This is a genomic window from Chungangia koreensis, from assembly GCF_042651785.1.
GTDB classification, from domain to species: Bacteria; Bacillota; Bacilli; order Bacillales_A; family Planococcaceae; genus Chungangia; species Chungangia koreensis.
This window is the reverse complement of the sequence record NZ_JBHSEC010000005.1, coordinates 1-19,915: the sequence shown is the minus strand read 5'-3', so window position 1 is coordinate 19,915 and position 19,915 is coordinate 1. Positions and strand designations below refer to the sequence as shown.

At 42.1% G+C, this 19,915-nt stretch carries 20 protein-coding genes and 1 riboswitch; of the genes, 4 read left to right on the top strand and 16 right to left on the bottom strand.

Translation table 11 applies throughout. The features are described from left to right. Positions 1–23: 23 nt before the first annotated feature. On the bottom strand, positions 24–917 hold the full coding sequence (locus ACFOZY_RS04460; RefSeq protein ID WP_378152713.1) for a DMT family transporter: 894 nt from the start codon (positions 915–917) through the stop codon (positions 24–26). A 251-nt stretch (positions 918–1,168) separates the two neighbouring features. On the opposite strand from ACFOZY_RS04460, the gene ACFOZY_RS04455 reads away from it, so the two are divergent. Together ACFOZY_RS04455 and ACFOZY_RS04450 are read left to right on the top strand one after the other, a co-directional pair. After that, positions 1,169–1,606 carry a hypothetical protein gene (locus ACFOZY_RS04455; protein ID WP_378152711.1) on the top strand — a complete coding sequence of 146 codons (438 nt, stop codon included), beginning with the start codon at positions 1,169–1,171 and terminating at the stop codon, positions 1,604–1,606. Between the two features lie 25 nt (positions 1,607–1,631). Beyond that, complete coding sequence (locus ACFOZY_RS04450; protein ID WP_378152709.1) at positions 1,632–2,576, top strand: TRM11 family SAM-dependent methyltransferase; 945 nt, start codon at positions 1,632–1,634, stop codon at positions 2,574–2,576. A gap of 173 nt (positions 2,577–2,749) precedes the next feature. Here ACFOZY_RS04450 and ACFOZY_RS04445 read toward each other — a convergent pair whose 3' ends face one another. The 13 genes from ACFOZY_RS04445 to ACFOZY_RS04385 form a co-directional block, all read right to left on the bottom strand. Beyond that, entirely contained in the window at positions 2,750–3,124 is a 375-nt protein-coding gene (locus ACFOZY_RS04445) for a hypothetical protein (protein ID WP_378152707.1), read from the bottom strand. Positions 3,125–3,269: 145 nt separating this feature from the next. After that, a complete protein-coding gene (locus ACFOZY_RS04440) occupies positions 3,270–3,977 on the bottom strand; it encodes an AAA family ATPase (protein ID WP_378152705.1) in 708 nt (235 codons plus the stop codon). Positions 3,978–4,094: 117 nt separating this feature from the next. After that, a complete protein-coding gene (gene rlmD, locus ACFOZY_RS04435; protein WP_378152703.1) occupies positions 4,095–5,495 on the bottom strand; it encodes a 23S rRNA (uracil(1939)-C(5))-methyltransferase RlmD in 1,401 nt (466 codons plus the stop codon). A gap of 153 nt (positions 5,496–5,648) precedes the next feature. Further along, positions 5,649–6,230, bottom strand: a complete 582-nt coding sequence (locus ACFOZY_RS04430; protein WP_378152701.1) for a hypothetical protein — start codon at positions 6,228–6,230, stop codon at positions 5,649–5,651. Beyond that, the gene (locus ACFOZY_RS04425; protein WP_378152699.1) at positions 6,227–7,153 is read right to left on the bottom strand and encodes an alpha/beta hydrolase; all 927 of its coding nucleotides are present in this window, start codon (positions 7,151–7,153) and stop codon (positions 6,227–6,229) included. The genes ACFOZY_RS04430 and ACFOZY_RS04425 overlap by 4 nt, the downstream gene beginning before the upstream one ends. Next, the gene (locus ACFOZY_RS04420; protein ID WP_378152697.1) at positions 7,150–7,596 is read right to left on the bottom strand and encodes an NUDIX hydrolase; all 447 of its coding nucleotides are present in this window, start codon (positions 7,594–7,596) and stop codon (positions 7,150–7,152) included. Before ACFOZY_RS04420 ends, ACFOZY_RS04425 begins: the two co-directional genes overlap by 4 nt. A gap of 11 nt (positions 7,597–7,607) precedes the next feature. Beyond that, entirely contained in the window at positions 7,608–7,913 is a 306-nt protein-coding gene (locus ACFOZY_RS04415; RefSeq protein WP_378152695.1) for a cupin domain-containing protein, read from the bottom strand. A 23-nt stretch (positions 7,914–7,936) separates the two neighbouring features. Beyond that, a complete protein-coding gene (locus tag ACFOZY_RS04410) occupies positions 7,937–8,413 on the bottom strand; it encodes an NUDIX hydrolase (protein WP_378152693.1) in 477 nt (158 codons plus the stop codon). Positions 8,414–8,417: 4 nt separating this feature from the next. Further along, positions 8,418–9,317 (bottom strand): TIGR01777 family oxidoreductase, encoded by a 900-nt coding sequence (locus tag ACFOZY_RS04405; protein ID WP_378152690.1) that lies wholly within the window; start codon positions 9,315–9,317, stop codon positions 8,418–8,420. A 561-nt stretch (positions 9,318–9,878) separates the two neighbouring features. Further along, positions 9,879–10,319: a universal stress protein gene (locus ACFOZY_RS04400; protein ID WP_378152688.1), complete on the bottom strand. Its 441-nt coding sequence runs from the start codon at positions 10,317–10,319 to the stop codon at positions 9,879–9,881. Between the two features lie 305 nt (positions 10,320–10,624). After that, complete coding sequence (locus ACFOZY_RS04395; RefSeq protein ID WP_378152685.1) at positions 10,625–12,091, bottom strand: potassium/proton antiporter; 1,467 nt, start codon at positions 12,089–12,091, stop codon at positions 10,625–10,627. Between the two features lie 143 nt (positions 12,092–12,234). Next, positions 12,235–13,116, bottom strand: a complete 882-nt coding sequence (locus tag ACFOZY_RS04390; protein WP_378152682.1) for a DMT family transporter — start codon at positions 13,114–13,116, stop codon at positions 12,235–12,237. Positions 13,117–13,209: 93 nt separating this feature from the next. After that, positions 13,210–14,001 (bottom strand): alpha/beta hydrolase, encoded by a 792-nt coding sequence (locus tag ACFOZY_RS04385; RefSeq protein WP_378152680.1) that lies wholly within the window; start codon positions 13,999–14,001, stop codon positions 13,210–13,212. 117 nt (positions 14,002–14,118) lie between these two features. Between ACFOZY_RS04385 and ACFOZY_RS04380 the strand changes: the two genes are divergently transcribed. Continuing rightward, the gene (locus tag ACFOZY_RS04380) at positions 14,119–14,631 is read left to right on the top strand and encodes a gamma carbonic anhydrase (protein ID WP_378152678.1); all 513 of its coding nucleotides are present in this window, start codon (positions 14,119–14,121) and stop codon (positions 14,629–14,631) included. Between the two features lie 51 nt (positions 14,632–14,682). Here ACFOZY_RS04380 and metK read toward each other — a convergent pair whose 3' ends face one another. Continuing rightward, positions 14,683–15,879 carry a methionine adenosyltransferase gene (gene metK, locus ACFOZY_RS04375; protein WP_378152676.1) on the bottom strand — a complete coding sequence of 399 codons (1,197 nt, stop codon included), beginning with the start codon at positions 15,877–15,879 and terminating at the stop codon, positions 14,683–14,685. 250 nt (positions 15,880–16,129) lie between these two features. Further along, positions 16,130–16,252, bottom strand: a riboswitch (SAM riboswitch). Between the two features lie 191 nt (positions 16,253–16,443). On the opposite strand from metK, the gene pckA reads away from it, so the two are divergent. Next, positions 16,444–18,030: a phosphoenolpyruvate carboxykinase (ATP) gene (gene pckA / locus ACFOZY_RS04370; protein ID WP_378152674.1), complete on the top strand. Its 1,587-nt coding sequence runs from the start codon at positions 16,444–16,446 to the stop codon at positions 18,028–18,030. 73 nt (positions 18,031–18,103) lie between these two features. Here the strand turns inward: pckA and ltrA are convergent, their stop codons facing one another. Next, a complete protein-coding gene (ltrA, locus tag ACFOZY_RS04365; RefSeq protein ID WP_378152672.1) occupies positions 18,104–19,417 on the bottom strand; it encodes a group II intron reverse transcriptase/maturase in 1,314 nt (437 codons plus the stop codon). Positions 19,418–19,915: the final 498 nt, after the last annotated feature.

Genomic DNA, 19,915 nt, shown 5'->3' with positions numbered 1-19,915 from the left:
ACTTCCTTTTCTTATGTATTCCATTATACTATTTTTTCTTGTGTTAACTCCGCTGTCTTTCGTTCCGGTTTCCATATCGTATAAATGATTCCACCGAATATGAGTACAATTCCCGCAGCCTGCAAAAACGTTGGCCTAAAATCCAAAATGACAGTGTCCAGGAGGATGGCCACGACCGGATCGACGAACACGAGAGCTGAAATAACTGAAGTCGGCAGCTTTCTTAAACTATCAAAGAATAAATAATATACAAAGCCTGTGTGTATGAGGCCAGTCCCTAAAATGTATCCCCAGTTAGACATCGTTAAGCCGTTGAAAACGCTGAAGTCAATGAACGGCAGTAACATGATTATTCCGATTGTTGTCTGAATAAAAGTTGTCGAGTAGGCTGACAAATGAGTAATCCCTTTTCCAAGTAGCATTGTCATCGCGTAGCAAAATGCTGAAAGCAGTGCCCATCCAAAACCTGATCCAGTGAAGTCCGCCCAACTTTGAACATTCTGGGTTCCGATGATCAGCATGCTTCCTAAGAAACAAACGATAATTGCCGCTAATGAAGTGAAACTCATGCGCTCCTTTAAAAAAAGTGTTCCAAGGATGAGTACAAAAATCGGAGCCAAATTGTATAGGGTAATGGAAACTGTAATCGACATTACTTCGAATGCTTTGAAAAGAAATACCCAGTTCAACACAAGGAAAATTCCGCATATCATCGTCCGGACGACTTCCCTACGTTGCCAAATTTCCGTTTTATGCTGTTTGAGCAATAGCCAAAGTCCACCTAAAAAAAGTGTCGCACATATACATCGGACAAATACAAGTTCAACTGCAGGTATTCCAGTTTGGATTGTAAAGAAACCGATGGAACCGAAGATGGCCATCGACAGAGTCATTTTAATCATCGCTGATACATTCAAGTGATCACCTGCCACAAATCGAATTTTACGAATATAGTAAATTTAACATGAATTAATGTTGAATGGAATGTAACTTCCGATTTCATTGTTAAAATAACTGCGACATTTTCAAGAAGACAAGCATGTGATCTCTAACTTTCTCTATACTGGATCAAATGCAATGATAGAAAATTTCAGAAGTATTAGCTTCAATCTTTTATGCCACCTTCCACTTTAGGCTATACTGTAGTTAATTAAGGAGGTTATGCGCGATGGAATTCACTGTTATAGAACGTTGCGATAAAGAGACGGAAGAAGTCTTGGCGCAGGAAGGTGCTTCATTTCTCAAAGAACCCGTCAGTTATTTTAAAAAACATATAAATGAGTTTGTTTACACTGAATCTCCTGCTTTTGAAGAAGCACGGATCGATTCATTGTCCATTGAGTTGGACGAAGTTTTTAGATTATACATGGGATTATTCGGATTCCGGGCACAGAAAAAATTCGGAGATTCTATAAAAAGTTTTTTGAAAGAAAATCTCATTGGTGAAGAAGTGCGTTCCAGCGTCATGTTTTCAAATGAAGACGGTTTGTGGGAGATGAATATCCCGCTCGATTCAATTGAAGGGTTCAATGAGGAAATGTCCATGGAAGATGCTGCTGAATTAATGCATCGTTTCTTAATAAATCTAGTAAACAGCATAGGATAATAGAGAATTTCAGGGAAGTGAAAAATTGGGTTCAAGCGAGAAGAAATATATATTTACCTTTGTGTACCATGGGGACGAGTATGACTTATGTAAAATGGAAATGCGTGCCTTCTTCGAAGAGGATTCAAATACGAATGTACTAATAAGTAATGTAGGAATTGATCCTAGCCGGAGTCCGTTCATGCGTGACCGCCTTGAGGTTCTTTTCGAAGGAAGTATCGAAGAAATTAAGGAATTTGCAAGGACATTCCAAGTGCTGGAAAACACTTTTAAAGTCATTTGTCTTAACGATATTGCTTTAGGGGAAAACGATAAGATTCCTCACAGTGAGAGACGCAAAGTAGAACGAGAAGTTGGCCTCTGTATCGATGCAGAACCGGAACTCGATCACCCGGATGTATTATTCGGTTTGGTACATTTGGACGGGAGATGGTATTTCGGTCTCTACACGAAAAGTGAATCCGTTTGGCGCCAGCATAAGCAAAGGCCAAGAAGCTATTCAACCGCCCTTAGCACTCGTGTTGCAAGAGCAGTATCAAATATTGCCGTTCCCCATCCGGAAGGAATTCGGGCCATAGATCCTTGCTGTGGAATCGGAACGGTACTTATCGAAGCTTTGTCAATGGGCATTGACATGGATGGCCGTGACATCAATCCGCTTGCGGTTGTTGGAGCTCGAGAAAACTTGGAACATTTCGAATTGAACGGTAGTGTGAAAATCGGACCAATATCCGAAGTGACTGAGCACTATGATGCGACTATTATTGACATGCCATATAATTTGGTGACTTACATAACGCCAGAGGATCAACTGGACATGCTAAAAGCAGCACGCCGCTTTTCAAAAAGAATGGTGGTTGTTTCAATCGAAACAATTGATGAAGCAATTCAAGTTGCCGGATGGAAAATCATAGATCGTTGCGAGGCCAAAAAAGGAAGCTTTTCGAGGCACGTCATTCTTTGCGAGTAAACACTTAGAGTGATGTTTGGCAATTATTAAATAAGCAGCCGGGAGCTCACTTCTTTTAAAACAGACCACTCCCGTTAAAAATAGAGGGACTCACATAACTGATGTTCAGTTTTATGAGTCCCTTTTGCTATTCAATTGAATCATTTTATTGAATAGAGAAATGAGCAAGGAAATCATTCTAATTTCAAGGTGATCCTTTCTGTTTCTTCGTCCCATTTTACTATTGCTTCAAACTCAGAATCTCCACTCGGAAGAGAACAATTTCTTAGACAGCTGCTTTTCAACAGATACATAATCCCGTTTCCGGCTAATGGACCATTTCCAGACATCGTATCGATATCGAGCTGGTAATCAATACGATCCGGAGTAGGTTCAGGTCCAATATATTTAATGTAACCAGTGGATTCAACAGACTCACCCACTTGTATAAATTCATAATGGACACTCCAATTCTCATTTTCTCCGGAGAAGATAAGATTTTTTTGTCCACAAGCAGATAGAACGATACTGAGCAAGATTATCCAAAAACAAACTTTTCCATATTTCATCTCTAACTCCTTTCGTTGATTTATTCAATTTAAATTCGATAAGACACTGATGTTCTTATATAGACTATGACAATACATAACGACTCTTTAATCTTATTCGACCTTCCTGCTAAAAGTTAACTCTCATTCGACTGCAAGAAGACCATTACTCTTCCAAAATCTCCTTCAAAAACCGTTCGCGATGATCCAGGAAATACTTCGTAATTTGATAATGCTCGGTCATTTCATAGTCTATTTTGTGTATTTCTTCATCGTCAAAACTGTAAATATCCGCAGAAGGATAACCGAGTAAAATCGGTGAGTGTGTCGCAATGATGAACTGGCAGTCCTCCTTCTCCACTAACTCATGAATAATCCGTAAAAACGTGAGCTGGCGCTGCGGAGAAAGAGCTGCCTCCGGTTCATCTAATAAGTAAAGAGCGTTGCTATTAAATCCATTCAAGAACAAAGAAAGAAACGACTCGCCATGTGATTGCTCATGGAGGGATCGGCCACCGTATCGGCTATAGCCTGTCGGTTCTTCTCTTTCAAGTTGGTCAATATGGCTGGCAAAGTGATAAAACGATTCTGCACGCATGAAAAAACCATTGGCGGTTTTAGGTGCCCACGACAAGCGGATATAGTTCCCTAAGTGAGATTCTGACGCATGTACATCATATGTATGATCTCGGCTTCCTCCTGCTGTATTAAAGCCTGCTTGATCAGCAATCGCCTCCAATAAGGTGGACTTTCCTGAACCGTTCTCCCCTACAAAAAAGGTCACACGATTCTCTATCACCACTTCATGTAGATTGCGGATAGTTGGAATGGTAAAAGGGTATTTCTTCTCTGTTTCTATCCGTTCACTTAACATCGATATTCTCCGTAAGAACATACTTTCACCTACTTTTTAAGGTTTACGTTCTACATTGTACGAAGGTTTCATCCAAGTAAAAAACCCCATCCCTTATAAAAAGAGATGGGGATTCTATTATTCTTCATTCAATGTCAATAATGCCACACACTCAACGTGAACAGTATGCGGGAAAAGATCCACCGGCTGCACTTCATGAAGTGTATAGCCGAACGGAAGCAATTCCGCTACATCCTCAGCAAATGTCTCAGGGTTGCAAGATACGTACACAAGTCGCTTCGGTTTCGCACGTCCGATCCGGCGCATTACTTTACCACCTGCACCAGAACGAGGCGGGTCGATCAATAATAGATCAGCAAAGCCCCAGCTTTCATGGATTTCGTCGATACCACGGCGTGCATCACGTGCCAAGAATGTCGTGTTAGGCAAATTATTATCTTTTGCATTACGTTTCGCCGATTCGATTGATGTCTCCACAATTTCAATACCCGCTAATTCTTTCACGCGCGCTGCGAACGGAAGTGAAAATGTACCGACTCCACAGAACATGTCGATCATTTTCTCGTCTTCCTTCGGCTTGCCCATTTCAAGAGCCAGACCCACCAGCTTCTGAGCTTGAACAGGATTCGTTTGGAAGAATGTATCGAACCATAGACGGTAACGATAGCCCGCCATCTCATCGTAGATGAAATCGCGGCCAGCTAAAACAAAGGTTTCTTCTGATTGCGTTCGGTCTGCCCAGTCTGTGTTTACGAGCCAAAGCAAACTTTTCACATTCGGGAATTTCTTCGTAATCCGGTCAATCAAGTTTTCAACGGCAGTAGATAACGCCCCAGCCGGTTCTTCTGTCGCAAACAATGCAAGCATGATTTCTCCGGTTGCAAATGATTCACGTACCATCAAATGACGAAGCAAACCTTCATGCTTGTCCTTGTTGTAACCAGACAATCCGAACTCTTTCACCCAACCGCTGATTTCCATCGTTGGATCCACCATATTTCGGCCGGCAATCAGGCAAGTTTCAAGTGGAATGATCTTTCGGAAGTTCCCCTGCTCATGAAGGCCTAAATCTCCCTCAGGCGAGAAAGTGAATTCCATCTTGTTACGATAGTGCCAAGGGTTATTGTCCATTCCCATCGTATCTTGCACAAGTTCCGGGTCAAGACCTTGGCGTTTCAATGCTTCCTTCACCTGTTCCGTCTTATGCTTCAATTGGCCTTCGTAACTCCAATGCTGCCATACACAGCCTCCGCACAATTCAAAATGTGGGCACGGCGCTTCTGTCCGTTCCGGGTTGGCAACCAAAATTTCCTCAGGCAGTGCTTTTCTTCTTCTTTTATCCGGTTGATCCACAACGACTCTTACTTGCTCACCAGGTAACGTCTGCGGAATCGTCAACTTTAGCTTTTTAGGGTTAAAGCCATTCTCCTGCTCACGCCAAACGGCAGCCTGTCCGTTTCCACGGTCATCCAAACGGTGGATTTCCGCTACCAGCGTTTCTCCTTTTGTTACAGTCATGGATAGACCCTCCTTTCGATTTCTTCCATATCTATATAAGCTGTCATCATACAGCTTCACTACATAGTCAAAGACATACTTACCTATTATAGCGGAATTTAACTTGAAAGAAAATGTTTGCAGCCATGAAAAAAAGAGTGCAAATTGCACTCTCTAATTTCTGACATATTTATAGAGATAGAATCCGGAATACTCGACATAGAAACCATCTTTTATGGAATCCCAATTTTCAGGTTCAATACCAAAACTGAAATCTGCTTCTGGACCTGAGCCCCTTTGACCGATTGGAATTTCATGGTGGTCAACATCATAAAGGGTAATCTCATGGGCCCCCATACCTGTCGTAACTGATCCATTCCCGTGAAGAATTGAATTATAAAGAAATTCGCCGCCTGATTCATCCCACTCAAATTCTGGTTGAAACCCAAAGTACATATCGATTTGCCGGTCCATGATATAGTGCAAATTCAGCTTAGTATCATGCTTACGCAACAGTTCGATATTCATTTCTTTATATTCCTTCGTATTTTGGTCAATCCACTCAGGTTTAATGAAAAATTTGACGCTAACCGGCTCTTCTTCACGGTGAAGACTATATCCTTTACTATGTATAATCCGATCGTAAATAATCTTCTCTGGGAATCTTAATAGATAAAAAGCCGCTAAGAAAATAGCGATAAAAAGGAAAAATCCTAAAATCGAAAACAGTGCCGCCTTCTTCATCTTCATCTTCATCCTTTATTGTCCTGAAGTATGAACTTGACTGATTCCCTCAATTGATGAGTGAAATTTTGCGGGAAATCATGTCCAACTCCTTCATTCGTAAAGAACTTACAGGCAACTCCATATTGCTCGAACAATGGTTGCAACGACATAATATTAGGATGATAAACATCCTGGTCCCCAGTTATAATTACTCCTCGTGCCTTACCTGTTGCCTTCTTCAGCCATTCTTCAACTTCCAGAGGATCACGAATTGCAGGAACAACAGCTATGAACCCATCGATATTCCCGCACGTATCAGAGAGGGCACGCTTGATAGCCAATTTTCCTCCTTGTGATGCACCCGAAACAAGTACATGTTTGAAAGTGCGACCTTCCAAGAACTGTTGGTTAGCCAATTCCACTTCTTCCTCGGCTCGCACCGCATCATCCCAGCAAAACATGTTTGTACTATAGATTTGGGATGATTGTGGGAACCCGAAAAAGAACTCATCCGCTCCAGTCCAATAAGGAGCGAAATCCTCTATATTCGACCCTCTCCAGTGGATAGACAATATACCAGTAGATGACTGTTCATTCCCGAATGTTCTAAACTCGGGCGCACCTAACTCATTTCTCTCAAAAAGCGTTTTGCACTCAGCCACGATCGACTCAAATTCTTCTATGCCTTGAAGATACTTCAAATCAGGATCATGTTGTAGTTGGAAAGGCCCCCACCATATTCCCTTGTTTCGGGCATCCTGCAAGACTTCTATCGCTTCTTCAGTCTTCCCAATTCGAGAATAGGCACAAGACTTCCAAAAGGATAGTTTTTCCTCTCGTTCAGGAAAAAATTGTTCCGCTTCTTTTACTAAAGAAAGTCCATGTTCAATATGACCCTCCTTAAAAGCTTCAAAGATTTCCATTTGCACATGAAAGAAGGTTTTCGTTTTCATACAACGATTTCCTTTCTCTTTAAACGTTCAGCCGCTTTCATATTTTCTTTCAAGAAGTCCGGAGTCTCTTCGCGAGAGAGTATTTCCTCAGTAGTCAACCATAGAACTTCATCCACTTCATCCAAGCTTTTCGGATAAGGTTCTCCCTTTTCTATTTCACAAAGAAAAACGATGTCCACTACTTGTGTTCCAGAGTCCGTTACGAAAGATGTATTCCGAACATACTGGATCTCTTCTTTCACTTCTATTCCAACTTCTTCAAATAGTTCACGCCTCAACGTACGTTCTAAAATCTCGGAGGAAAATCCTTCATGATCGACAGTACCGCCTACTAAAGATATGTGCCCCCCTGCATGTTCTTCCTTCATACTTCTTCTAATAAAGAGCCATTTATCTTCTTTATATACAGCTCCTTCAACATTTATGACAAACAAATGATCCATGCCATTTCCCCCTACTCACCAGCTACAATTTGAAAGACTACTATATCTATTTCAGAGATTGCAGTTAACGAATGTTTTTCTACCGGATTCAGTTGAAGAAAATCACCTTCCCGTAAGTGCACCTCATTCCCCTCTACGGTGAATTTCACTTCACCTTGTCGAATGACAATTACTACATCGCGCTTCGAATCATGCTCCGGAATCTCTTCCCCAGCCTTTAACTGGATGTTCACTACGTCAGCATTAGCTAAGGACAATACCTTCTCTACATGCTTGTTCTTCTCTCCTAAATGATTAGCTGTACTGATTTTTTTCATTATGATTCCCTCCTGAAGAAAGGTTATAGCTTAATAGTCTCATCCAGTCTGGAGAGCACCTGATCCGGTCTTACTGTAACAGTTTCATAGGGGACAAAAACTTCCGCCCTCATCGCATCCAAAGTACGTGACAACATATTCGGTCTTGTTATATAAAGACCGATGTCCGCCTCAGATACCGGAAAGAATCCTGCTTCCATTATTTCTTCCGGTTGGATCGATAACTCCCCACTTACAACCTTTGCCTTAAATACAACGGACAAGATATGACGTGTGGCATTATAATAGACTCCAGTGACTCCAATGGGTCGGATGGTGATTCCGGTCTCTTCCAATACTTCTCGAATTACAGCTTGGTCTAACCCCTCTCCCTCTTCCACTTGACCTCCAGGAGATTCCCACGTATCGGAACGCCAATGAGTTTTAACGAGCAAGACTTCCCCATTCTCGTTCGTTACTAATGCAGAAACAGCAACAATATGCTTTGGTGTTCTATCCATTCCTTCACCCCTTCAAAATATTCGCTAATGCGCTTTCCAATTGCGGATAGGAAAACTGATATCCATTTTGGAGTAATTTTTCTGGCAACACACTTTGACCTTCCAATACAAGCGCACTCTTTTTCCCAAGTACTGCCTTCATGGCAAATCCAGGGACTGGGAGCCAATGCGGTCGTTTTAATACTTTTCCGATGGTTTGTCCGAACGCCTTCATTTGTACAGGATTGGGAGAAGTGACATTAACCGGACCATAGACTATATTGTTCATTGCTGCAAAAAGGATCGACCCGACCACATCGTCTACATGCACCCAAGACACCCACTGGTTCCCGGAACCGACTGTCCCACCGACAAAAAACTTATAAGGCATTACCATTAGCGGAAGTGCCCCTTCATTTCCTAAAACCACGCCAAATCGCATGAGTGCGACTCTTATTCCAAGTTGTTCGAGACTCTGAGCCCTTTGTTCCCAATTATGAACCGTTTTCCCAAGAAAGTCCTGTGCCACTTCTGTGGATTCTTCCGTGTATCGTGTCATAGTAGAAGCAGGATATATTCCAATGGCACTCGCATTGATCAATACTGAAGGTTTATGTTTAAGTGCATGAATTATGCGAATCAACTCGTCAGTTGCTATCATACGGCTTTCGTAAATTTCCTTCTGGTGAGAAGGTGACCATCGCCCGTCATTGATCGAAACGCCTGCTAAGTTGATAAACACATCAGCTTCGCCGATTTCCATCTCTGGAGCAGACCCCTCATCCAACCATTGGATATAAGTGATTCCTTCAGTTGTCTGTTTTTCCTGTCTGGTCAAGATGACTACTTCATGATTTTCAGAGAGCAGGACGTCCGTCAACTTTCTGCCGATGAATCCTGATCCTCCAGCAATAACAAACTTCAATCCTTTCACCTCTTATTCTGAACTTAACATATTATATTATTTCTATATTCTACCTCCAGTTCCTTTATTTCAACTAAAAAGGGAACTGTCCAAATAATTAAGCCGTTTTATTTTGGATTACTACTTTTCTAATAACCGTTAAGATATAGAGGAAATCATTGATCTATAATTTGAGGGTCGTTTATGAAAAATGAAATAACCTGTGAAATTTTAGGATAAGTACGACTTTTTGACCATGAAAAAGGCCCAGTTTCAATATGTGAACTGAGCCTTTCGTGTAAAGATCGTAAAAGCTATTACTGTTCAATAAGATGATCCAAATCCATTTACTAACTGCCGTTCTTATCGGTGTAGATATAGGATGAATCTGCTGCATAGCCCGGACTGTCGACTGCCTGTTGATTTACTGGAATTGTATGTGATAGATTGCCGACGGGGTATAAATTCCACCGAATTACATCCAGTCATGCATCAAGTTTTAGAACGTCGCAATTACACTTCCTGCATTCGGTTCAAATTATGAGCAAAGGTTTTTATAATAAGATGCATGAGATTGATAATCTACTTAAGAGATTCAGGTGTACGAACAACCAAGACATCACATTTTGCCGAACGGACTATGGATTCTGAAACAGAACCGATGAAGTAACGCTCTACTGCATTCCTGCCGTGTGCCCCGCAAACGATTAAATCAGCATTTAAATTTAGATCTTTAGTGATCATGGACCGTGGTGAACCAAATTCAACCACTGTTTTAACTTGCTCAACACCTGCACTGACTGCTTCATTTTTATATTTATTCAATAATTCTTCCGTATCCTTTTGTGCATTCTCTAAGACCATGCGGTCGTAAACGGCAGCAGCTCGAGTATCAATAATATGAACAATCGATAGCCATGAATCCTTATTCCGTTTGACAATATCTAACGCTTTACGGAATGCATACTCTGATTCTATCGAACCGTCCACTGCTACTACTATACTGTAATAGTGATTATCCATTTTAATCTCTCCTTTACTCTATTATACCCCTAACAGATTGTATCGAATAATATGATGAAAAAACGAAAATCTGCCAACCTGGCCGTTGCCTGTATAAGCCACTGAGCAAGGGATGAATTCGTCCATAATAAAAAAGCCAAAACCTGTTCAAATCCTTCGATTTGAACAGGTTTGGCCAATGTTATTAGTAATGTATTTCACTTTTCCAATGAGTTTTGGACTAAGCCTTCGTTAAATACAAAATTTCTCCGTCACACTTTCATTAATCTTTATAAACTAAACGTCCCTTTTTTCTTCTGGTAGGTTTATGATTCCGGAGCCGGCTTTTTACTTTTTTCATTTCCAAGTAAAATGGCCTTAACCTCTCTTCTTTTTTCCTTGTCACAGAGAACGTATAGGGTGTCCTTCCTTTCAATCATCGTGGATCCAGTTGGAGTGATCAAAGATTTATCCCGTGTAATCCCGATTATCAATGTATCAACGGGTAACTCAATGTCATTGAGTGTCAATCCGATTACTGGAGAGCTCTTTGGCATTGTGACCTTCATGATTTCCGGATCCGCAGAACCTAAGTGGATAAGTTCAATACTTGCGTACTCATTATCATCATCACCGGTCAGGTTCAGTTTTTCAGCAAGCCATGTTAATGTACTTCCTTGGATCAATGCAGAAATAAGAACAATAAAGAATACCGTATTGAAGATTAAATCTCCATTTTCTATTCCTGCAGCCATGGGATAGGTGGCCAAAACAATTGGAACGGCACCCTTTAAACCTGCCCATGAGATGAAAATCTTATCATTAACAGAGAATTTCATAAGCATTGTGCTAATGAAAACGGCAATCGGACGAGCGATAAACATTAGTACAATGGCGACTAATATACCTTTCCACGCAACTGAGAGTAGGTCTCCCGGAAACACTAAAAGACCTAAGAGAGTAAACATCACAATTTGCATCATCCAGGCAAAACCTTCACTAAAACGGAGAATAGTAAAGCGATATGTGAGATCACTATTACCAATGAATACCGCCATTACGTATACCGCTAATAATCCGCTTCCCCCTAAGTAATCAGTGATAGCATATGTGAAAATGGCAGCACCCAAAGCTAAAATCGGATATAAACCAGAAATATCCAATTTAATACTATTAATGACCCAAACAACAGCTTTTCCAAATAGGAAGCCAAACAATAAGCCAAGCCCCATTTGAAGGAATAGGCTTCCGATTGCTGTCCAGATAGAGGTGCCAGGGATTTGAATCATTTCAATAAACATAACAGTTAAGAAGACAGCCATTGGATCATTTGAACCGGATTCTGCTTCCAATGTAGCCGTTAAACGCTTATTAAAGTTCTTATTGCCTAAAACGGAGAACACTGCAGCCGCATCAGTTGAACCGACAATAGCACCTAAAAGTAAACCTTCGAGCAACGATAAATCAAAAATTAATGTCGCTGCAAAGCCTGTTACGATAGTAGTGATAAAAACGCCAATCGTTGCTAAGGACGTTGCAGGACCTATAATCGGACGGACTTTTTCCCATTTTGTTTGGATTCCACCGTCAAAAAGTATAATAATTAAAGCTAATGTGCCGAAAAATTGCGTTAAACGGACATCATCAAAGTAGATTAGATTGTTCAAAAGCATTCCTGCAATCATGAACAAGACTAATGCAGGCAGACCTAATTTAGAGGAGAACCTCGTCGCCAATACACCCGTAATGAGCATGACGGATATTAAAAATAGCAAAAAACCAATAAGTTGCATCCCAACAATCCTTCCAAAGTAAAACTAATGAATAGTTGAAAACATTTGCTAACATGAAAAAACTCATTTTCTATAGCATCATTTTAATTTTTTCTATTATTAGTTTACCAGAACTTCTCTTATTCCTCCCATTGAAGGGACTCTCAAGCCACTTCTTTCGATATCGGTTTTCGAAGAAAATTCAATTTTGTTTCGGAAATTAGAATTGCTGCCAAGATTATACATGCCCCTATCGCCATTCTAATAGTTAATACTTCATGTATAAAGATTATTGAGAACGCCATTCCCCATAACGATTCCGTTGAGAGGATAATAGCCGCCTTTGTTTCAGAAACGTATTTCTGCCCCACTGTTTGTAGTAAATAGGCAATAGTTGTTGAAAACACTGCAAGGTAGAGAAGGTTAAATACTCCTTCACCAGCTGTAGAGAAGGCCATTTCTCCCCTAAACAGGACAACTGTCGCGCCGATGAATCCTGCGGTGACCATTTGGATGATTGTCAAAAGAATGGCATCCGCTTCACCAACAAACTTTGCAGTATAAAAAATATGGAAAGCGAAACCGATCGCACAACATAGTGTCAGCAAGTCTCCTATGTTGATTTCCGCAGACCATTGGAGGGACATAGCGGCGACACCGATTATTGCCAACACAGCTCCTGTCATATCAAACAAGTTAATTTTCCTTTTATATAGAAAGAATGCTATAAATGGTACAATCACAACATTAATAGCAGTCAAAAAAGCATTTTTGGAAGGAGTCGTATATTGAAGTCCGACAGTTTGAAGAGCAAAAGCCATGTAAAGGAATACCCCCAAAACAGCGCCTCTCCATATGGTATTTTTATTAAGCTTTAGCAAGCTTTTATGAAAGACCAGCATCAACAAAATGGCACCGATCATGAATCTGCCAGCTAAGATCTGATAGGGAGAATAATATCCAAGTGACACTGCACTGGCAACAAAACCACTCCCCCAAATAACGGCTGTAACAATCAGCCCGATTTCTCCTAAGTATCTTTTCATTTTCTTTCCCCAACTCATTTTTTACTATTAGTATATCGTATATTTTTTCAGAAAGTAGAGGAAAGCAAAAAGGATTCCTATGCGGAATCCTTTTTAGACGATATAACCTAATGATCGTAATGTATTATTCATAAATGCTTCCGTATAAAGGAAGATATATTCCCGCTCCGGCTCTTGAAAAAGATCATGGTAGCAATTTTTCCACTCTCTATATTGGAACTCTCTCATCTGCTGGCTTTGCATCCACCGTAATGCATATCTCGGATCTGTAATCTTGTCCCGTTCAGCTGTATGCATAAGTACCGGCATACTAATCTCTTGTCCTTTTGTCTGGAAAGTGGTTCTCATTAATCCTTGAAGTTCACTATACCAACTCGACGTAATCACAGGATTATAAAGGGGATCATCCTTTTCAAGTTTGTATACATCAAAATTACGGGTCATTTGCTTTATAGGCAGATCATGTTTGATTTTCATATTCGTCGCAATCTTACCGATTCCCGTTAATGTCTTTGGGGGAGTCTGGACTAAGTGAAGCCAAGGAGAGCTTAATACCACTCCAGCGATACTGAGTTCCTTACTATGCAATTTATTCATCATTAAAGTTGCGCCCATTCCGTGTCCGATGACAAAAAGAGGTAAATTATGAGAAAGGCCAACCTTCACCAATTCATGAACAAACTTTTCATATTCTTCAAAACTTGAATCATGGGCAGCATGTGAAAGACTTGCATCCCCGTGTCCAGGGAGATCTCCCATCACCACATGGAACCCAGCAGTACGAAACCGCTCAATCAGCCAGGCATAGCGCCGATGATGTTCATAAGCACTATGTACGATAGCAACCACAGCTTTCGGCTGCCCTTCAGCTTCCCATTTCCACATGCTATTCCCTCCTATTGTACTAGTACGTTCCCTGACTCTTTTCTATTGAAACGTTTCTCTGTTGGTGCCTAATTTGCTACTATTATTATACAATAATAAAGGAAAGAGGTGACAAAGATGATTTATCCTTATAAGGAAAAAACCCCACAAATTGACCCATCCGTTTATATTGCGGATTATACGACTATTTCGGGCGATGTAACGATTGGGCCTGAATCATCGGTATGGTTCAATTCCGTCATCCGGGGTGATGTTGCACCAACGATTATTGGCAAAAAAGTGAACATCCAAGATTTATGCTGTCTTCATCAAAGTCCTGGAAACCCACTTATTTTAGAGGACAATGTAACGATTGGCCATCAAGTGACGCTACATAGTTGTATTGTGCGAAAAGGGGCATTAGTCGGAATGGGGTCCATCATTTTAGACGGTGCTGAAATTGGAGAAGGCGCCTTCATCGGAGCAGGTACACTGGTACCGCCTGGAAAGAAAATTCCTCCAGGTATGTTGGCTTTCGGCAGTCCAGTAAAAGTTGTCCGTGAACTAAATGATGAAGACAAAATGGAAATGAATCGCATTTACAACGAGTACGCTGAAAAGGCACAAATTTATAAACAACATCAAAAATGACAAATGAAAAGGAATCTGCTTACCCTTACAGGTTTGCAGATTCCTTCTTATTTATAATCCTGCTTTTTCTTTCAATGCAGCAGCCTTATCAGTTTTCTCCCAAGGAACATCGATATCCGTACGGCCGAAGTGACCATACGCAGCTGTTTGCTTGTAAATCGCACGGCGTAGATCAAGCATCTTAATAATACCTGCAGGACGAAGGTCGAATAACTCGCGTACCCACTCGACAAGATCTTTTTCTTCTGCCTTACCAGTTCCAAATGTATCAATTGCAATGGATACCGGTTTGGCCACACCGATTGCATATGCCAATTGGACTTCACAACGATCAGCAAGACCTGCTGCAACGATGTTCTTTGCTACATAACGCGCAGCATATGCCGCAGATCGGTCCACCTTTGTCGGATCCTTACCGGAAAATGCACCGCCTCCATGGCGTGCATAACCTCCATATGTGTCTACGATGATTTTACGGCCAGTAAGACCTGCATCCCCTTGAGGTCCGCCGATCACGAAACGGCCTGTCGGATTAATGAAGTACTTTGTGTTTTCGTCGATCAATTCAGCAGGAACTACCGGCTGAATTACATACTCTTTAAGATTGCGCTGAATTTGTTCAAGTGTCACTTCCGGATGATGCTGAGTTGAAATGACTATCGTATCGATGCGCACCGGATTATTGTTTTCATCATATTCAACCGTGACTTGCGTTTTTCCATCCGGACGCAAGTAAGGAAGAATGTCCTCTTTTCTTACTTCAGCTAAACGGCGTGCCAATTTGTGCGCCAAACTGATTGGAAGCGGCATAAGCTCTGGTGTTTCATTACAAGCAAAACCGAACATCAGACCTTGGTCTCCTGCTCCGATTGCTTCAAGTTCTGCATCACTCATTGACCCTTCACGTGCTTCCAAAGCCTGATCAACGCCCATTGCGATATCAGCGGATTGCTCATCAATGGCAGTCAATACAGCCGAAGTCTCTGAGTCAAAACCATATTTAGCGCGTGTGTAGCCGATTTCACGAACAGTTTCACGAACAACTTTCGGAATATCGACATAAGTCGATGTCGTGATTTCCCCTGCTACTAAAACAAGTCCTGTTGTAACAGTCGTTTCACATGCCACACGTGCATTAGGGTCTTCTGTCAAAATGGCATCCAAAATCGCATCAGAGATCTGATCACAAATTTTATCCGGATGTCCTTCCGTTACGGATTCCGACGTAAATAGACGGCGATTTGTCAATTGTATTCCTCCTTCAAATCGTGCGAGATTGCTCTCAAGTTTGATACGGTACTCATTTCCCATGTCAAGTCTTCCCGAAGGTTTGAACTTCTATAGCCGTTCCGGGCTTCTGCACACGAGGTTCAGGTCGATTCGTCCAAAAAAAAACTTTCCCCAACAGACGAACTCCATGCCATGACCCATATCGATCATCTTCCGCTGAAGTCCTTCACTAAATGAGGAAAGGATTCTCTTCTTAAAACACCTTTCACTCTTATCGTCCAAGGTCAATTCCTTGCCTCAGGTTGAGCACCTTTGCCATTACTACTTTGTTCATAACAACAGGTTGCCGGGTTTCATAGGGCCTGACCCCTCCACCTGCTCGGAATAAGAGTATCCGTTCAATTTTACATCATACGAAAACAGTCTGTTCGTGTCAATTGATTTCAATTGTTACAATTTATTGATGAACAATTAAAAGACTTGTGCATACAATTAGTATAGTTTATTATCTAAATGTGTTATACTAATTCACACGAAATGACCTATTAAGTTAGGAATATCAGCGAAGGAAGGTACATATCCATGATTTCAGCGAAAATTGATAATGGGCTTAAAGAATTAATGGCAAGTGAACATGTGCATATCCAGTTATCTGTACCCCAATTGGTAGAAAAAGCAACATCCCGCGGGGAAGCAGTATTATCTTCAACTGGTGCATTGACTGCCGAAACCGGCAAATACACTGGCCGTTCGCCTAAAGACAAATTTATTGTCGAAGAGCCTTCCTCCTTTGAAAAAATAGATTGGGGCTCTGTTAATCAGCCGATTGCTGCAGACAAATTCGATGCTTTATATAATAAAGTACTGAACCACTTAAAGACAAGAGATGAGCTTTTCGTTTTCAAAGGATTTGCAGGGGCAGATCCAGAATCACGCCTTGCCATTCAAGTCGTGAATGAATTCGCTTGGCATAATCTTTTTGTTCATCAATTATTCATCCGTCCAACAGAAGATGAATTAAAAACACATGAATCTCAATTCACGATTGTTTCTGCACCAACATTCAAAGCGGATCCTGCAGTAGATGGTACAAATTCTGAAACATTCATCATCGTTTCAATGGAAAAACGCATTGTTCTAATTGGCGGTACTGAATATGCTGGAGAAATGAAAAAATCCATCTTCTCCATTATGAACTACTTGCTCCCTGAACAAGGTATTCTACCAATGCACTGCTCGGCTAACGTAGGTGAAGACGGTGATGTTGCTTTGTTCTTCGGTCTTTCCGGAACAGGAAAAACGACACTATCTGCAGATGCCGACCGTAAACTGATTGGTGACGATGAGCATGGTTGGTCTGACAATGGAGTTTTCAACATCGAAGGTGGTTGCTACGCGAAGTGTATCAATCTATCCGAAGAGAAGGAGCCACAAATTTTTAATGCGATCCAATTCGGCGCTGTCCTTGAAAACGTGGTATTGGATGAGCAAACACGCAAACCGGATTACGATAATGGTTCCCTTACTGAAAATACTCGTGCAGCTTATCCCATCCAGGCGATCGACAATATCGTTGAGCCGTCCGTAGCGGGACATCCGAAAGCAATCATCTTCTTGACTGCTGATGCATTCGGCGTACTGCCTCCAATCAGTAAATTGACGAAAGAACAAGCCATGTACCACTTCCTAAGTGGTTTCACTTCTAAACTTGCTGGAACAGAACGTGGTATCACTACTCCGCAAGCAACGTTCTCAACTTGCTTCGGTTCACCGTTCCTGCCACTTCCTGCTGCTGTATATGCTGAAATGCTCGGAGACAAAATCGACCAGCATGGTTCACAAGTATTCTTGGTGAATACTGGCTGGACTGGCGGCGAATACGGTGTAGGTAGCCGTATGAAGCTAAGTTATACACGTGCTATGGTAAGAGCTGCCCTAAACGGAGAATTGAACAATATACAAACGGAAGTAAATGAAATTTTCGGCCTTGAAATGCCGAAAGAAATTCCAGGTGTTCCTTCTGAAGTTCTAAATCCACGCAATGCGTGGGAAGATAAAGCGGCGTATGACGTCAAAGCAAAAGAATTGGCGAGCCAATTCCGTGAAAACTTCAAAAAGTTCAGCCATGTAGATCCTACAATCCCTCTTAAAGGTGGCCCATTAGCTTAATCGAGTAGGAGGGGGTGACTAACCCCCGACCTCTCACACCACCGTACGTACCGTTCGGTATACGGCGGTTCAATTAAGATGATTGACGCAAACTTTCATAACGGAAATATAGACTTTCGAGCCCTTGGGAACTCCAAAAGGAGTTCCCGAGGGTTCTGTGCATGATGGGGCTATTTGAGACTCGCCAATATCCTTTCCGCGAGTTTCCCCATTCATAAGCTTTCCATTGTGGAACGCCTATGCCAATGAGTTTCCTCACCCGTGTTCTTGGGTTCTTCCAATCCTTCCACATGCACATCCGAAGTCTTCTACGAATCCACGAATCCAAGTGCTTCAATATACTCGGCGTATCAGCCAGAGCGAAGTATCCGCACCATCCTTTTAAGTATTGATTTAATTTCCCAATCCGGTATTCCATAGTGTAGGGCTTCTTCCGTGAAGTGATTTCCCGGATTCTCTTCTTCATCCGTTCAATACTCTTCTTATGGATTCTGACCTTTAGGACTTTACCGTTGGTAAAGCTAAAGCCAAGGAACTTCCTTTTCCATGGACGGTCGACTGCGGATTTCTCCTGGTTCACTCTCAGTTTCAGTTTCCGTTCGATGAACGTGGTAACTGATTGGAGAACACGTAGTCCGGCTCTTCTCGTCTTCACATAGATGTTACAGTCATCCGCATAGCGGACGAACCGGTGTCCACGTTTCTCGAGTTCCTTGTCCAACTCATCAAGGACGATATTGGAGAGTAAAGGGCTTAGTGGTCCTCCTTGTGGAGTTCCCTCTTCATTCCTCGTGACGACTCCATGTATCATGATGCCAGATTTAAGATACGCCCGGATTAGCTTGAGTACTCGTTTATCTTGAATTCGTTTCGCGAGTGTTCCCATAAGTCTGTCATGGTTGACCCGGTCAAAGAATTTCTCCAAGTCCATATCCACTACCCAGCGATGACCTTCCTCTATGTATCCCTTTGCTTTCCGGACAGCGCCATGGGCGCTCCTATCGGGTCGAAATCCGTAGCTATGCTCGGAAAAGGTTGGGTCATATATCGGATTCAGCACTTGGGCGATAGCTTGTTGAATGAATCGATCCATCACGGTTGGGATTCCTAATAACCGTACTCCGCCGTCAGGTTTCGGGATTTCGACCCTTCGGACTGGGAGAGGCTGATAGGTGCCCATCAGAAGCTCTGCCTTAACTTCTTCCCAGTGCTCAACGATGTGCTTCCGTAGCTTTTGTACGGGCATTCCATCCACACCATGGCTTCCTTTATTCTTCTCCACCCGTTTGAGGGCTGAAAGCATATTTTCCCGTGATAGGATTCGTTCCATCAACATTCCGTCATTTCCTTTCCGTGAACAACGCTTCTTCTTATGCCAGTTTCCCATGCACTCTCCCAATGTCCCCCGCGGGATTCACCGCCTCCTCCATCGGGTAGGCCTTATCAGGTTTTCTGTGTTCAAGAAACTGAATGCCAAGATGTTGTTCTCTCTTAACTGTTCAGCCCTTCCCATCCTTCTCGAGTTCGGATGGTACTATGGCCTCTGCTGACTTCTGACTGTTCAGCCGTCCCTCATGGGACGGGTTACCAAGGGTACTTGGCTTGCCAATCAGACCTCCCCGGGTAAGGACGTAGTCTTTCCCTCCATCTATCTGCCTCATTTACTCCATACGACCTTCGGCAGAAAGGGCTTTGTCTTGTAATGCAGACTCACCCAATCGTATATAGCCTTGTATGAGGTTCGTGTTCCTCAGACCAGAGGTTTGCCGCCCGCTTCCTTCAGATTCCACGTCACCGTGGACACCCTTGCGTTAAGCTAACTGTTACTTCTGCCTTCACAGTTCGGGACTTGCACCCTATAGACTACGCCCATGCCGGGCGCACA

What these genes read in the sequence shown, in the direction of transcription:
- ACFOZY_RS04400 (WP_378152688.1), bottom strand. Translation starts at nt 10,319, where the DNA reads ATGGATAATCACTATTACAGTATAGTAGTAGCAGTGGACGGTTCGATA.
- ACFOZY_RS04415 (WP_378152695.1), bottom strand. Translation starts at nt 7,913, where the DNA reads ATGAAAAAAATCAGTACAGCTAATCATTTAGGAGAGAAGAACAAGCAT.
- ACFOZY_RS04455 (WP_378152711.1), top strand. Translation starts at nt 1,169, where the DNA reads ATGGAATTCACTGTTATAGAACGTTGCGATAAAGAGACGGAAGAAGTC.
- ACFOZY_RS04395 (WP_378152685.1), bottom strand. Translation starts at nt 12,091, where the DNA reads ATGCAACTTATTGGTTTTTTGCTATTTTTAATATCCGTCATGCTCATT.
- ACFOZY_RS04390 (WP_378152682.1), bottom strand. Translation starts at nt 13,116, where the DNA reads ATGAAAAGATACTTAGGAGAAATCGGGCTGATTGTTACAGCCGTTATT.
- ACFOZY_RS04425 (WP_378152699.1), bottom strand. Translation starts at nt 7,153, where the DNA reads ATGAAAACGAAAACCTTCTTTCATGTGCAAATGGAAATCTTTGAAGCT.
- ltrA (WP_378152672.1), bottom strand. Translation starts at nt 19,417, where the DNA reads ATGGGAAACTGGCATAAGAAGAAGCGTTGTTCACGGAAAGGAAATGAC.
- ACFOZY_RS04385 (WP_378152680.1), bottom strand. Translation starts at nt 14,001, where the DNA reads ATGTGGAAATGGGAAGCTGAAGGGCAGCCGAAAGCTGTGGTTGCTATC.
- ACFOZY_RS04410 (WP_378152693.1), bottom strand. Translation starts at nt 8,413, where the DNA reads ATGGATAGAACACCAAAGCATATTGTTGCTGTTTCTGCATTAGTAACG.
- rlmD (WP_378152703.1), bottom strand. Translation starts at nt 5,495, where the DNA reads ATGACTGTAACAAAAGGAGAAACGCTGGTAGCGGAAATCCACCGTTTG.
- pckA (WP_378152674.1), top strand. Translation starts at nt 16,444, where the DNA reads ATGATTTCAGCGAAAATTGATAATGGGCTTAAAGAATTAATGGCAAGT.
- ACFOZY_RS04420 (WP_378152697.1), bottom strand. Translation starts at nt 7,596, where the DNA reads ATGGATCATTTGTTTGTCATAAATGTTGAAGGAGCTGTATATAAAGAA.
- ACFOZY_RS04430 (WP_378152701.1), bottom strand. Translation starts at nt 6,230, where the DNA reads ATGAAGATGAAGATGAAGAAGGCGGCACTGTTTTCGATTTTAGGATTT.
- ACFOZY_RS04445 (WP_378152707.1), bottom strand. Translation starts at nt 3,124, where the DNA reads ATGAAATATGGAAAAGTTTGTTTTTGGATAATCTTGCTCAGTATCGTT.
- ACFOZY_RS04380 (WP_378152678.1), top strand. Translation starts at nt 14,119, where the DNA reads ATGATTTATCCTTATAAGGAAAAAACCCCACAAATTGACCCATCCGTT.
- ACFOZY_RS04440 (WP_378152705.1), bottom strand. Translation starts at nt 3,977, where the DNA reads ATGTTAAGTGAACGGATAGAAACAGAGAAGAAATACCCTTTTACCATT.